Below are 14669 nucleotides of genomic sequence, written 5' to 3'. Positions count from 1 at the left end.
GAGCCAGCCGGTCATCAAGCGCCAGTTCCTGCCGCGGATCGACATGGCCGACCTGAAGCTCGCGCCGACCATCGCCGCCGTATGCCTGTTCGTCATCGTCGTCGCGGCGCTGCTCGCGCCGCTGATCGCGCCATACGATCCCATTGCAATGAACCCGATGGAGCGGCTGCAGGGCGCGAGCGCCGCCCATCTCTTCGGCACCGACGCCTATGGTCGCGACGTCCTCTCGCGAACGCTCTACGGCGCCCAGATGTCGCTGATCGTCGGCCTCGGGGCTGCCCTCGTCGCGGTTCTGATCGGCCTGCCGCTCGGGCTCTTCGCCGGCTTCTTCCGCTGGCTCGACGCGATCCTGATGCGGATCATGGACGGGCTGATGGCGATCCCGTCGATCCTCCTCGCCATTGCCATCGTCTCGCTGGCCGGTTCCAGCCTCTGGACCGTCCTCATCGCCATCACCATCCCGGAGATCCCGCGCGTCGTGCGGCTGGTGCGATCGGTCGTCCTGTCGGCCCGCGAGGAGCCCTATGTCGAGGCGGCGATCGCCGTCGGCTCCAGCCTGCCGAAGATCATGTGGCGGCACCTGATGCCGAACACTCTCGCTCCGCTGATCGTCCAGGCGACCTATGTCTGCGCCTCGGCGATCCTCACCGAAGCGATCCTCTCCTTCCTCGGCGCCGGCATCGGCACCGAGACGCCCTCCTGGGGCAACATCATGTCGGAGGGACGGCTGTACTTCCAGATCAAGCCCAGCCTGATCTTCTGGCCCGGCCTGTTCCTGTCGATCACCATCCTGTCGATCAACATTCTCGGCGACACCGCAAGGGACGTCATGGACCCCAAGCTCGGCAAGAAGAGGCAGGCGTGATGGGCGAGACGATCGCAAACGACCGCCGGCCGATCGAGGCCGGCACTGGAACTGGCGCAGAAACGGGCACGGGCACGGGCGCGAAAACCGACGCCATCCTCGTCGTCGAGAACCTCGTCGTCGAGACCAACGGCCGCGATCCGCACCCGATCATCGACGACGTCTCGCTGACCGTCGGACCGGGCGAGACCGTCTGCCTCGTCGGCGAGAGCGGCTCCGGCAAGTCGGTGACCTCGCTCGCCACCATGGGCCTCCTGCCGAAGGGCGCGCTCACCGCCCGCTCGGGACGCATCCTCGTCGAGGGCGAGGACGTGCTCTCCGCCAGTGCCTCGCGGCTGCGCCAGATGCGCGCGACGCGCATGTCGATGATCTTCCAGGAGCCGATGACGGCGCTGAACCCGGTGATGACCGTCGAGGAGCAGCTGCAGGAAGTGCTGACCGCGCACGCCTCGATGAGTGCGTCCGAACGCCGGACGCGCATCCGCGAGATCCTCTCGCTCGTCCATCTGCCGGATGTCGAGCGCATGTGCCGCTCCTATCCGCACCAGCTGTCCGGCGGCCAGCGCCAGCGGGTGATGATCGCCATGGCGCTGGTGCTGGAGCCGAGGCTCCTCATCGCCGACGAGCCGACCACCGCCCTCGACGTCACCACCCAGAAGCAGATCCTGAAGCTGATCGCGGAAATCCAGGAGCGGCTCGGCACCTCCGTCCTGTTCATCACCCACGACATGGGCGTCGTCGCCGACATCGCCGACCGCGTCTATGTCATGCGCCATGGCAAGCTGGTCGAATCCGGACCGATCCAGTCGATCCTGACCAAGCCCCAGCGCGACTACACCCGCGACCTCCTCTCCGCCGTGCCGGCCCTCAGCCCGCGCGCCGCGCGGCCGGCCGCATCCCGCGAAATCGTGCTGGAAACCTCCGAACTCGGCATGGTCTACGGCCAGGCCTCGCTGTTCCGCAAGCGCGAAGGCACCGTCGCCGCCAAGGACGTCGACCTCAAGCTGACCCGCGGGCGCACCCTCGGCATCGTCGGCGAGAGCGGCTCGGGCAAGTCCACCGTGGCGCGCTGCGTCATGCGGCTGATCGATCCGACCACCGGCAGCATCCGGCTGCGCAACCACGAGATCGCCGGCCTGTCGCGCCGGGCGCTGCGTCCCTGGCGCAAGCGCATCCAGATGATCTTCCAGGATCCCAACCGTTCGCTCAATCCGCGCCTGACCGTCGGCGACAGCATCATCGAGGGGCCGGTCAACTACGGAACCCCGAAGCACGAGGCCCGTGCCCGCGCGCGCGAACTGCTCGAACTGGTCGGTCTGCCGGCCGACGCCATCGACCGCCATCCGCACCAGTTCTCCGGCGGCCAGCGCCAGCGCATCGCCATCGCCCGCGCTTTGGCGATGGAGCCGGACGTCCTCGTCGCCGACGAGGCGGTTTCGGCGCTGGACGTGTCGGTGCAGGCCCAGGTGCTGGACCTCCTCGGCGACATCCAGACGCGGCTCGGCGTGGCGCTGCTCTTCATCACCCACGACCTTAGGGTCGCCGCGCAGATCTGCGACGAGGTGGCGGTGATGCAGCGCGGCCGAGTGGTCGAATACGGGCCGACGGCCGAGGTCCTCGGCAATCCCAGGGAAGCCTACACCCGCGAGCTGATCGATGCCGCGCCCGGACGACACTGGGACTTTCCGAATTTCCGTCCAATGCCGGCGCCAGGCGCGCCGGTCGAAACCACTCCGAGAGGCTGATCGAAACCCATGGAACGCGTTCCTTCGCCGCGCATCGCCGTCGGCGGATTCATGCACGAGACCAACACCTTCGCGCCAACCAAGGCGGATTTCGCCGCGTTCCGGCATGGCGGCGGCTGGCCGCCTTTGTCGGAGGGGCCGGCGATGCTGGAGGCGACCCGCGACGTCAACATGGCCATCTGCGGCTTCGTCGAAACGGCCGAAGCGGACGGCTGGTCGCTCGTCCCGACGCTTTGGTGCGCGGCCGTTCCCTCGGCCCACGTCACCGAAGAAGCTTACGAGACCATCGCCTCGCGCCTCGTCGCCGCGATCGCCGACGCCCTGCCCCTTGACGGCGTCTATCTCGACCTGCACGGGGCGATGGTCGCCGAGCACCTGGAGGACGGCGAGGGCGAGCTTCTCGCCCGGGTGCGCGCGATCGTCGGGCCGGACGTCCCGATCGTCGCCAGCCTCGACCTCCACGGCAACGTCACGCCGGCGATGGTCGACCATGCCGACGTCCTCGTCGCCTTTCGCACCTATCCCCATGTCGACATGGCCGAGACCGGCAGGCGCGCGGCGGTCGCACTCGCTCCCCTTCTCGCCGGCCGGCGATACCAGAAGGCCTTCCGGCAGATCCCCTTCCTCATCCCGATCGCCTGGCAGTCGACCGACATGGAGCCGAATGCGTCGATCTACCGGACCGTGGCGGAGCTGGAGACGGATCGGGTTCCTTCGGTCTCCTTCCTCTGCGGCTTTCCCGCCGCCGACATCCACGACTGCGGGCCCTCGGTCGTCGCCTATGGGGAAACCCGCGAGGCAGCCGACGCGGCGGCGGACACCATCGTGAAAAAGGTCTCGGCCGCCCGCCTCGCCTTTGCCGGAAACAGCCTGGATCCGCTGGAGGCGGTGCGCGAAGCCCAGCGCCTTGCCGAAGCTTCGACCCGGCCGGTGGTCATCGCCGACACCCAGGACAATCCCGGTGCCGGCGGCGACTCGAACACCATGGGCATGCTCAAGGCCCTGGTCGAGGCAGGCGCAACGCGCGCCGCGATCGGCGCGATCTTCGATCCGGCGATGGCCAAGGCGGCCCACGAGGCCGGCGTCGGCGCGACGATCCACGGCGCGCTGGGCGGCGCGAAGGGTGTCTTCGGCGACGCGCCCTATACCGGCGCCTTCGAGGTGATGGCTCTTTCCGACGGAGACTTCGTCGCCACCGGACCCTTCTATGGCGGCGCGCGGATGCGTCTGGGGCCTTCGGCCCATCTCCGGGTCGGCGGCGTCGCCATCGTCGTCGTCAGCAGCAAGGCGCAGATGGCCGACCGCGAGATGTTCCGCTTCGTCGGTATCGAGCCGGAAGCCCAGGCGATCCTGGTGGTGAAGAGCTCGGTGCATTTCCGCGCCGACTTCGCGCCGATCGCCGAGACGATCCTGGTGGCCGCGGCGCCCGGCCCGATGCCGGTCTCGCCGGCCGGCCTCTCCTTCAAGAAGCTGCGCAGCGGGATCGACCTGTCGCCCACCGGCCCCGCCTTCGTCTGACCCCTTCCACGCGGCGGGCGAGCGACCGCCGACCCGATGCCCACGAGGACTGCCATGACCATCATTCCCGAGATCCAGAGCTTTGCTCAGGATCTGACCGAGATCCGCCGCGATCTCCACGCCCATCCCGAGATCGGCTTCGAGGAGACGCGCACCGCGGCGATCGTCGCCGCGAAGCTGAAGGAATACGGTCTCGACGAGGTGCATGAGGGCATCGGCGTCACCGGCGTCGTCGGCATCCTGCGGGGCACCGGCGGCGCCGGGCGCACGATCGGCCTGCGAGCCGACATGGACGCCCTGCCGATGGAGGAGCAGACCAACCTTCCCTATCGCTCGCAGAATCCCGGCGCCTTCCATGGCTGCGGCCATGACGGCCACACCACCATGCTGCTCGGCGCCGCCCGCTATCTGGCCGCCAGGCGGGACTTCGCCGGCACCGCGATGTTCGTCTTCCAGCCAGCCGAGGAAGGCCTCGGCGGGGCGCGCGCGATGATCGCCGAGAAGCTGTTCGAGCGCTTTCCCTGCGACGAGATCTACGGCCTCCACAACAGCCCGGTCCACGATCTCGGCCAGATCGCCGTCTTCCCGGGCAAGGCGATGGCCGGGGCGAGCTTCTTCGACATCACCATCCGCGGCCGCGGCAGCCACGGCGCGCGGCCCCACGACAGCCGCGATCCCATCGTCATCGCGACGTCGCTCTCCCAGAGCCTCCAGAGCATCGTCAGCCGCAACGTCGATCCGATGCTGCCGGCGGTCCTGTCGATCACCAAGTTCAACGCCGGCTCGGCCTACAACGTCGTGCCGGAAACCGCCGAGCTCGGCGGCACCATCCGCTTTTTCGACGACGCGGTGGGCGATCTGATCAGGAGCCGCATGCGCGAGATCTGCGCCGGCGCCGCGGCGATGTACCAGTGCGAGATCGACATCGACATCCGCGACGTCTTCTCCGTCCTCGAGAACCATCCGGCCGAGACCGAGGCGATGCGGGAGGCCGCCGTCGAGATCGTCGGCGAGGAGAACGTGCTCACCGACCCGAACCCGATGATGGGCAGCGAGGACTTCGCCGACATGCTCCTCGCCGTTCCCGGCGCCTATTGCTGGGTCGGCCATGGCGGGTCGGTGCCGGTGCACAATCCCGGCTTCATCCTCGACGACGCGATCCTGCCGATCGGCTCGAGCCTGCTCGCCCGTGTGGTGGAGCGGCGGCTCGCCGTCTGAGACGGCTCCGGACGAGCCACAGCGATTTCGATATCCTCGCAAGGACTGACAGACATGGACGTGACGAAGGTTCCGCTCGACGCGGAGGAAATGATCAAGGGCCTGAAGCGCTGGGTCGAGTGCGAAAGCCCGACCTACGACAAGCCCTCGGTCGACAGGATGATGGCGCTCGCCGCCGGGGACATGGAGGCGCTCGGCTTCTCGGTTGAGATCATCCCCGGGCCGGAGGGCCTCGGCAATTGTGTGCGGGGCAAGTTTCCCCATCCGAAACAGGGCGAACCGGGCGTCCTGATCATCGGCCATCTCGACACGGTGCACCCGCTCGGGACGCTGGAGAAGCTGCCCTTCCGGCGTGAGGGCGACATCTGCTGGGGCCCCGGCATCTGCGACATGAAGGGCGGCAACTACATCGCCATCCACGCCGTCAAGGCGCTCGCCGACATGGGCGTCGAGACGCCCCTGCCCGTTACCGTGCTTCTCACCTCCGACGAGGAGATCGGCACGCCCGGCACGCGGGCGCTGATCGAGGCCGAGGCGGCGAAGAACAAGTACGTCCTCGTCCCCGAACCGGCATGGGCCCGCGACACCGTCGTCACCGGCCGCTACGCCATCGCCCGCTATCATCTCACCGCCACCGGCCGCCCCAGCCATGCCGGCGCGGCCCTCAAGGCCGGACAGTCGGCGGTCAAGATGATGGCGAGAAAGCTGATCGAGATCGAGGACATGACGAACGAGGACTGCACCTTCTCGGTATCGGTCATGCATGGCGGCCAGTGGGTGAACTGCGTGCCCACCGTCGCCCGGGCCGAATGCCTCTCCATGGCCAAGCGCCAGGACGATCTCGACCAGGGCACCGCGAAGATCCTCGCCTTCGACAAGCGCGAGCCGGACGGCACCGGTTTCGCCGTCGAGAAGAGCGTCGTTCGCCCGGTCTGGGAAGCGAGCGAGGGAACCATGGCGCTCTATGAGCGCGTTCGCCGCATCGGCAACGAACTCGGCTTCGACCTCGCCCATGCCTCGGAAGGCGGCGGCTCGGACGGTAACTTCACCGGCGCCATGGGCCTGCCGACCCTCGACGGGCTCGGTGTCGTCGGCCGCGACGTGCATACGCTGAACGAGCACATCGAGGTGTCCAGCCTCGCCTCGCGCGGCCGCCTCATCGCCGGCCTCCTGGCGGAGCTCGACTGATGTCCGGCAACGGTCGTTGCGGCGGCGTGCGGCCGTGACACGAGGGACCGCCCCGTCGCAGGGGACGACGGCAGAGGGCGATGCGACGTCGCCCTTTGCCGCCGACGGGTCGCTGCGCGCACCGGCGGGAGAGATCTCCGCCATCTGCGCTGCGAGCGCCACGGAACTCGCCGGGGCCATCGCCGCGCGGCGGCTGTCCTGCGTCGAGGTGGCCACCGCCTTTCTCGACCGGATCGACGCGGTCAATCCGCGCCACCTCGCCATCGTCTCGCTGCGCCCGCGCAAGGAAATTCTCGCCGAAGCCGAGGCGGCCGACGGCCAGGTGGCGTCGGGCGTGGCGCTCGGGCCGCTCCACGGCCTGCCGATCGCCATCAAGGACCTGTCGCCGACCAGGGGCCTGACGACCACCTTCGGCTCGCCGATCTACCGCGACCACGTGCCCGACTTCGATGGGCTTTCCACAGCAAGGATCCGGGCGGCCGGCGCCATCGTCATCGGCAAGACCAACACGCCGGAATTCGGCCTCGGCTCGCACAGCTTCAACGAGGTCTTCGGCACCACCCGCAATGCTTTCGATCCGTCACGCAGCGCCGGCGGCTCCTCCGGCGGCGCGGCCGTCGCGCTGGCGACGCGCATGCTGCCGGTCGCCGACGGTTCGGACATGGGCGGCTCGCTGCGCAATCCCGCCGCCTTCAACAATGTCTACGGCCTTCGCCCCTCCTTCGGCCGGGTGCCGAGCCTTCCCGCCGGCAACGTCTTCGAGGCGTCGCTGTCGACCGATGGCCCGATGGCCCGGACGATCGACGATATGGAGCGGCTGCTTCGGGTCCAGGCCGGATCGGACCCGCGCCAGCCGCTGTCGGCGGGACTGCCGGACGTCTCGCGCCCCACACCGACCGGCGACCGGCCGGTACGCATCGGCTGGCTCGGCGATCTCGGCGGCCACCTCGCCTTCGAGCCGGGCATCCTCGACACCTGCCTCGCCGCGCTTGCCGCCATCCCCGATACCGACACCGCACCCGCCGATCTCGGCTTCGAGGCCGAACGGCTGTGGCACAACTTCGTCGTCCAGCGCCATGTCGCCGTCGCCGGCAAGTTCGGCCCGCTCTTCGACGATCCGGCGACCCGCGGTTTGTTGAAGCCCGAGCTGCAATGGGAGATCGAGGGCGGCAGGGGGCTCAGCGCCCTCGACGTCTTTGCCGCCGGCGAGACCCGCACCGCGTGGCACCTGCGGCTCCTCGACCTCTTCGCGCGCTTCGACGTCCTCGCCTTGCCGGCCGCGCAGGTCTGGCCCTTCCCGGCCGGATGGCGCTGGCCGCAGGAGATCGCCGGACGGCGGATGGACAGCTACCATCGCTGGATGGAATGCGTCGCCCCCGGCACCCTGTCCGGCTGCCCCGTCCTCGCCATGCCCGCCGGCTTCAGGGACGGGCTGGCCGCCGGCCTGCAGCTCATCGCGCCGCACGGGCGGGAGGCCGACCTCCTCGCTTTGGCGCGGCGGCGTGAAGGGTAGCGCGCCACGCCCCGACGCTTACGGGCGGCGCCAGCTCTGGACGGTCTTGCAGAACATCCCCATCAGGCAGCCCTTCAGGTCGAGCTGCGCGCCGCGGACCGTCATCGAGCCCTTGTAGGTCTTGCCGGCGCGCGGATCGGTGATCGTGCCGGGATATTCCGGTCCGGAACCGGCGACCTCGGCGATGCGCTGTCCCCGATAGGTGCCGGTGGCGACCACCGAGCAATAGGACTTGCCGCAGGGCTCGACCGTCACCCGCTCGCCATTCTCGGTCAGCCAGTCGCCGGTGATGGCCTGGCCGGAGGCGGTGCCGGCAAGGCCGACGGAAAACACCGCCACGAGGGCGAAACGAGCGATTGTCATGATGCGGGATCTCCTTGTGCCGGAAGCCGGCTTTCGCGGCTCCGGTCTCGCCGGACCATCGCGCGTCACTCTGATGAAAATGCGACGACCGGCCAAGAAGCGCCACCGGCGCGGCGAGATGTCGCCGCATCGGGCGGAGCGGGCCATCCGGCCGGGCGGTTCTGCGTCGCTGAACATCCGATGCCCGACACTCCGCGCACGGCGCCCGGCAACTGACGACCTTGCTCCCTGATGCTGGATCGGCCGTCCGACGCTTCCGGGAGTTTGCGATTTTATCCCAAGCACTTGGCGGAAGGACGGCGGAAGCCGGGCGTTTCGGGCGTATCGGCAGTCGGATTTATCATCCCTGCAGAACTTATGAGCACGGTCACCGAGTGCATGGCGCAAATGCAGTTTTCGCCTTACCGCTGACAAAATGCCGCTGACTCTGCGGCCACAAAACAGGACGCAGCCAAGCGTCCGCATCCATGCGTAGGGGCAGACATATGCGACACCATTCCGCGGCGCCCGAGGGCGCGGCGCATCCGCACCGCTCGTCCGGACTGAGCCGTCGGTCCTTCCTCGCTGCCGCAGCAGCCCTCGGCCTGCTGCCGACGGGAGGCCGAGCCTTCGCCGAGGACGACCTCTTGTCCTTCGCGGCGGAAAAGCCGTTCTCCTTCGACCTTCTCGCCGATCATGCCCGGCGCATGGCGATGCAGCCCTTCATCGAGACGCGCTCGCGCGATCCCGAGGTCCTCGACCAGATCGACTTCGACGCCCATTGGAAGATCAAGTTCAAGCCGGAGGCGACACTCGAGGTCGCCGGCGGCAAGGCACCCGTCCGCCTCTTCCATCTCGGCCGCTATTTCCAGCTTCCCGTCGGCATCCACGTCGTCGACGGCGACAAGTCGCGCCAGCTGCGCTACGACCCGGCGGTGTTCGATATGCCGGAGGACAGCCCGGCGCGCAAGCTGCCGAAGGACATCGGCTATGCCGGCCTGAGGGTCATGGCGCCCGACCAGCAGACCGACTGGCTGGCCTTCCTCGGCGCTGCCTATTTCCGCTCGTCCGGCGAACTCAACCAGTTCGGCCTCTCCGCCCGTGCCCTCGCCCTCGACGTCGCCATGCCGACGCCGGAGGAGTTTCCCCGCTTCACCGACTATTTCCTCGAACGCTCGACGACCCCCGGCCACGAACTCGTCATCACCTGCCTGATCGACTCGCCGCGCATGACCGGCGTCTTCCGCATGGATGTCGGCAAGCACGGCCCGGTCGTCATGGACATCGACAGCCGGTTCTTCGCCCGCGAGAAGATCGACCGCGTCGGCCTCGCACCGCTGACCTCGATGTTCTGGTTCTCCGAGACCGACCGGCCGGACCGCGTCGACTGGCGCCCCGAGGTCCACGACAGCGACGGGCTGGCGATCTGGACCGGCGCCAACGAGCGGATCTGGCGGCCGCTGAACAACCCGTCCGCCGTACGCACCTCCAGCTTCTCGGACAAGAATCCGAAGGGCTTCGGCCTGTTGCAGCGCGACCGCGCCTTCTCCAACTACGAGGACGACGGCGTCTTCTACGAAAAGCGGCCAAGCGTCTGGATCGAGCCGAAGGGCGACTGGGGCCAGGGCGAGGTGCAGCTCGTCGAGATCCCCACCGACGACGAGATCCACGACAACATCGTCGTCTACTGGGTCTCCGGCAAGCCGGTCCGGAAAGGCGACGAGATCCCCCTGTCCTACCGCCTGACCTGGGCGAAGGACGAGCCGCGGCCGGCAGAGGTCAGCGCCGTCACCGCGACCCGCATCGGCCGCGGCGGCATCGCCGGCCAGCCGAGGCCGAAGGGCGTCGTCAAGTTCGCGGTCGACTTCGACGGCGGCTTCGTCGCAAAGCTCGATCGCGACGCCAAGGGCGTCAAGGCCGTGGTCTCGACCTCGCGGGGCGAGCTGTCGAACATCGACTGCTACTCGGTGAAGGTCGGAACCGCCTGGCGCATGACCTTCGATCTCAAGGCCGAGGACATCGACCCGGTGGATCTTCGCGCCTATCTGCGCCGCGGCGACCAGACCCTGACCGAGACCTGGCTCTACCAGTTCCTGCCGGAGCGGGATTCGGCGGCCTGACGGGTGTCGCGAGCACTCGGGCGCTTGGGCCTTCGGCCTTTCTGGCGACGGGGGGAGCGAGGATACCGACCACCTTTGCCGACTTCCGCCACCCATCGCGCCGTCTCCGATCCGCAGGAGACGGGCCGGGTGATGGCGGGCGAATGCCGCGGGACGACGGGGCCGCCTCCATCCCGGCCACCGGCCCCGCCTCGGCGGCCCGGCCACCGAGGGCTCCGGCGCGGTCATGCCCCTGTCATGCCCCTGTCATGGCGCAGCGGTTACTCCGCAGGCTCGAACGGTGCTATGGCCCTGGCGCCGATCCTGAACCCGATCTCGGAGATGCGTCCCATGATCCGCAAAGCCAGCCTTCTCGCCGTCTCGCTCGCGGCGCTTTTCGCCGCCGCCCCCGCCCTCGCCGCCTCGGGCAAGCTGGTGCTCTACACCAGCCAGCCCAACGAGGACGCCCAGGCGACCGTCGACGCCTTCGAGAAGGCCAATCCCGACGTCGACGTCGAGTGGGTGCGCGACGGAACCACCAAGGTGATGGCGAAGCTGCAGGCCGAGTTCGCCGCCGGCAGCCCGCAGCCGGACCTCCTCCTCATCGCCGACAGCGTGACGATGGAAGGCCTGAAGCGCGACGACCGCCTGATGGCCTATGAGGACGCCGACACGACCGGCTTCGAGGACGGCCTCCACGACAAGGACAAGACCTACTTCTCGACGAAGCTGATCACCACCGGCATCGTCAACAACACCCGCGCCGGAATGACGCCGACCTCCTGGAAGGACCTGACCAAGGAGGAAGCGAAGGGCCAGGTGACGATGCCGAGCCCGCTGACCTCCGGCGCCGCCCTCGTCCATCTCGCGGCGATCACCCAGAACCCCGATCTCGGCTGGGACTATGTCGAGGCGCTGGCAAAGAACGGCGCGACGGCGGCCGGCGGCAATGGCGGCATCCTGAAGGCCGTCGCCGGCGGCCAGTCCGCCTATGGCGTCATCGTCGACTATCTGCCGATCCGCGAGGCGGCCAAGGGCTCGCCGGTGAACTTCGTCTTCCCGACCGAGGGCGTCTCGGCGGTCACCGAGCCGGTGGCGATCCTGAAGACCTCGCAGAACCCGGAAGCCGCCAAGGCCTTCGTCGACTTCCTCCTCTCCGAGGAGGGCCAGAAGCTCGCCGCTTCGCAGGGCTATCTGCCGGCCCGCGACGGCGTCGCCGGGCCCGCCGGCTTCCCCGGCCGCGACCAGATCAAGCTGATGTCCTTCGACGCCGAGAAGGCGCTGGCCGACGAAGAGACCAACAAGAAGCGCTTCGCCGACATCTTCGGCGGCTGACCGCTTGATCGCATTCGTCAAGCGCAGACAGGACGGCGAGGGCCTGGCTCTCGCCGTCCTCGTCGTCTTCATCCTGCTCGTCTCCGTCCTGCCGATGGCGCGCCTCCTGTTGGAAGCGATCGCCCCGGGAGGCCGGCTCGACCCGTCGAACCTCGTCTCGGTGCTCGCCGCCGGCTCGACCTGGACGGCGACCTGGCACTCGCTGGTCACGTCGATCTTCGGGACGGGGATCTCGCTCGTCCTCGGGACGGGTTTCGCGCTGGCCGTGGCACTGACCGACATCCGGGCCAAGGCGGCGCTGGTCTTCGCGTTTCTCCTGCCGCTGATGATCCCGCCGCAGGTGACGGCCCTGTCCTGGGCGCAGCTCGCCGGCCCGTCCAGCCCGCTGCTGATCACCCTCGGCCTCGCCCCGCCGCTCGGGGCGCCGAACCCTTTCTACAGCGCCGAAGGGATCATTCTCCTCCTTGGCATCCAGCATGCGCCGCTGGTCTTCCTGGCGGTGCGGGCCGGCCTGCGCGGCCTGCCGCGGGAGATGATCGAGGCGGCACGGGCCTGTGGCGCCGGCCGGCTCTTCGTGCTGCGCACCGTCGTCCTGCCGATGATGACGCCGGCGCTCGTCGCCGGCTCCGCCCTCGCCTTCGTCTCGGCCATCGGCAATTTCGGCATCCCGGCGCTGCTCGGCATCCCGGCCGGCTACACGGTGCTGCCGACCCTCATCTACCAGCGGCTGGCAAGCTTCGGCCCGTCGATCATCTCCGACGTCGCCGTGCTCTCGATCCTGGTGGGCGCGCTCGCCTTTGCCGGCTTCGCCGTGCAGTCGCTGCTGATCGGCAGGCGCGATTTCCGCAGCGTCGGCGCGCCGTCGCAGGCGCTCCGCTACCGGCTCGGCAAGGCCCGGCTGCCGGCCGAGATCGGCGCCTGGGGGATCATCGTCGTGATCCTCGTCGTTCCCCTCCTCGCCCTCGTCGCGACCTCGCTGGTCACCGCCTATGGCGTGCCGCTGTCGAACGCCACCATGACGCTCGGCAACTACGCCGAGGTGCTGTTTCGCCAGGATGCGACGGTCAGGGCCTTCCGCAACTCCTTCTTCCTCGCCGCCGGCGCCTCGCTCCTCCTGATGCTGCTTGCCGTGCCCTTCGCCGCGATGATCGTCTGGCGCGGCGGGCGGCTCCTGAAGAGCCTCGCGATGCTGGCCGAGGTGCCCTACGCGTTGCCCGGCATCGTCCTCGGCATCGCCGCCATCCTGATCTTCATCCGGCCGCTGCCGATCCTCGGCTTCAGCCTCTACAACACCATCTGGATCATCTTCTTCGCCTATCTCGCCCGCTTCCTGACCCTGTCGCTGCGGCCCGTCGTCGGCGCGGTGCAGCAGCTCGATCGGGGGCTCGACGAGGCGGCGCGGATGACCGGTGCCGGCTACCTCTTCCGGCTGCGCACGGTGCTGTTTCCGCTGCTCGCCCCGGCGGCGGCGGCGGGCGCGGTGCTGACCTTCATGACCAGCTTCAACGAGCTGACGGTCTCGGCGCTGCTCTGGTCGGCGGGCAACGAGACGCTGGGGGTCGTGGTCTTCAATCTCGACGACGGCGGCTCCACGGTGCTCGCCTCGGCGGTCGCGGTGGTGACGGTGGTCGCCATCGTCGCCATCATGGGCGCGACGGCGCTCTTCGCGCGCCGGCTGCCGCGCGGCGTCCTGCCCTGGGCCGACTGAGCGCGACCGCGACGGGAGCGGCGCCGAAGCGCCGTCGTCAGGCGGCCTCGGCGAGACCGGATGCTCCGTGCTCGGCCGGCATCAGCCAGGCATCGCGCACCGCGACCCGCACGACCTCGCCGATGGCGAGGCGCCGGGTGTCGGGAACCGGCAGCAGCAATCCGGGAGCCGCGTCGGGCTCGACCTCGTAGAGCGTGTGCGCGCCCTTGAATACCGCCTTGCGGACCCTGGCGGGAAAACCCTCCGTGCCGATCGCCAGCCCCTCCGGCTTGACGGCCAGCCGGGCCTCGCCGGAGGCCGGTGCCTGCGCACCGGCCCGCACCAGCGCGTCGCCGCCGAACAGCGACACCCTGTACCGCCCGCCTTCCGCCATGCCGAGCACGGTGCAACCCACCACCCGGCCATTGCCGACGAAGCGCGCGACGCGTTCCCCGGACGGTTCGGCATAGAGCGTTGCGGGATCGGCGACCTGCAGGATGCGGCCCTTCTCCATCACCGCGATGCGGTCGGCCATGGCCATCGCCTCGGCCTGGTCGTGGGTGACGTAGACCATCGTCGCGCCGGTGCGCTCGTGGAAGGCCCGGAAGGTCTCTTCCATGGACGCCCGCAGATGGACGTCGAGATTGGCCAGCGGCTCGTCGAGGAGGATGACATCCGGATTCATCGCCAGGCAGCGGGCGAGCGCGACCCGCTGGCGCTGGCCGCCGGAGAGATCCGCCGGGCGCCGGTCCTCGAAGCCGGAGAGTTCGACGGCTTCGAGCGCCTCGCCCACCTTGCCGTCGCGTTCCGCCTTGCTCAGACCACGCACCCGCAGCGCATAGCCGACATTCTCGGCGACGTTCATATGCGGCCACAGGGCGTAGGACTGGAAGACGATGGCGACGTTGCGCTTTTCCGGCGGCACATGGGCGCCCTCACCGGCGACCAGCCGGTCGCCGAAGCGGATCGCGCCCTCAGTCAACGTCTCGAAGCCGGCGATGAGCCGCAAAAGGGTCGTCTTGCCGCAGCCGGACGCCCCCAACAACGCCACGAACTCGCCATTGGCGATGTCGAGGGTGACGTCGTCGACGGCGGCGGCGCTCCCGAAGCGCTTGACCGCCCCGCGGACAGAAATGGCAGTCATCCGTGCTCGGCTCCG

11 protein-coding genes are annotated in these 14669 nt (G+C 69.1%); 9 read left to right on the top strand and 2 right to left on the bottom strand.

All coding sequences use genetic code 11. From position 1 onward, the window contains the following. Positions 1-43: 43 nt before the first annotated feature. The 6 genes from ATO4_RS03375 to ATO4_RS03350 are packed head-to-tail and all read left to right on the top strand — an operon-like array spanning position 44 to position 8047. The gene (locus ATO4_RS03375; protein ID WP_083590178.1) at positions 44-865 is read left to right on the top strand and encodes an ABC transporter permease; all 822 of its coding nucleotides are present in this window, start codon (positions 44-46) and stop codon (positions 863-865) included. After that, on the top strand, positions 865-2610 hold the full coding sequence (locus ATO4_RS03370; protein ID WP_083589999.1) for an ABC transporter ATP-binding protein: 1746 nt from the start codon (positions 865-867) through the stop codon (positions 2608-2610). Before ATO4_RS03375 ends, ATO4_RS03370 begins: the two co-directional genes overlap by 1 nt. Positions 2611-2619: 9 nt before the next feature. After that, a complete protein-coding gene (locus ATO4_RS03365; RefSeq protein WP_083589998.1) occupies positions 2620-4128 on the top strand; it encodes a M81 family metallopeptidase in 1509 nt (502 codons plus the stop codon). A 54-nt stretch (positions 4129-4182) separates the two neighbouring features. Further along, positions 4183-5346 (top strand): M20 aminoacylase family protein, encoded by a 1164-nt coding sequence (locus tag ATO4_RS03360; RefSeq protein WP_083589997.1) that lies wholly within the window; start codon positions 4183-4185, stop codon positions 5344-5346. Between the two features lie 54 nt (positions 5347-5400). Then, positions 5401-6534: a M20/M25/M40 family metallo-hydrolase gene (locus tag ATO4_RS03355; RefSeq protein WP_083589996.1), complete on the top strand. Its 1134-nt coding sequence runs from the start codon at positions 5401-5403 to the stop codon at positions 6532-6534. 34 nt (positions 6535-6568) lie between these two features. After that, positions 6569-8047: an amidase gene (locus ATO4_RS03350; RefSeq protein ID WP_245308540.1), complete on the top strand. Its 1479-nt coding sequence runs from the start codon at positions 6569-6571 to the stop codon at positions 8045-8047. Between the two features lie 18 nt (positions 8048-8065). Here ATO4_RS03350 and ATO4_RS27590 read toward each other — a convergent pair whose 3' ends face one another. Further along, positions 8066-8410 (bottom strand): DUF2147 domain-containing protein, encoded by a 345-nt coding sequence (locus ATO4_RS27590; protein WP_176222842.1) that lies wholly within the window; start codon positions 8408-8410, stop codon positions 8066-8068. 485 nt (positions 8411-8895) lie between these two features. On the opposite strand from ATO4_RS27590, the gene ATO4_RS03340 reads away from it, so the two are divergent. The 3 genes from ATO4_RS03340 to ATO4_RS03330 all read left to right on the top strand — a co-directional run bounded on the left by ATO4_RS03340 (position 8896) and on the right by ATO4_RS03330 (position 13531). Continuing rightward, positions 8896-10509 (top strand): glucan biosynthesis protein, encoded by a 1614-nt coding sequence (locus ATO4_RS03340; RefSeq protein WP_083589994.1) that lies wholly within the window; start codon positions 8896-8898, stop codon positions 10507-10509. Between the two features lie 330 nt (positions 10510-10839). Beyond that, positions 10840-11823 (top strand): ABC transporter substrate-binding protein, encoded by a 984-nt coding sequence (locus ATO4_RS03335; RefSeq protein WP_083590176.1) that lies wholly within the window; start codon positions 10840-10842, stop codon positions 11821-11823. A 94-nt stretch (positions 11824-11917) separates the two neighbouring features. After that, entirely contained in the window at positions 11918-13531 is a 1614-nt protein-coding gene (locus ATO4_RS03330; RefSeq protein ID WP_139802245.1) for an iron ABC transporter permease, read from the top strand. 37 nt (positions 13532-13568) lie between these two features. On the opposite strand, the gene ATO4_RS03325 is transcribed toward ATO4_RS03330, so the two are convergent. Further along, positions 13569-14654: an ABC transporter ATP-binding protein gene (locus tag ATO4_RS03325; protein WP_083589992.1), complete on the bottom strand. Its 1086-nt coding sequence runs from the start codon at positions 14652-14654 to the stop codon at positions 13569-13571. Positions 14655-14669 lie beyond the last annotated feature (15 nt).

The sequence above is a fragment of the Aurantimonas sp. 22II-16-19i genome (genome assembly GCF_002088275.1).
Lineage (GTDB): Bacteria > Pseudomonadota > Alphaproteobacteria > Rhizobiales > Rhizobiaceae > Jiella.
The sequence above is the reverse complement of the archived record's forward strand: the minus strand, read 5'-3'. Positions and strand labels throughout refer to the sequence as shown.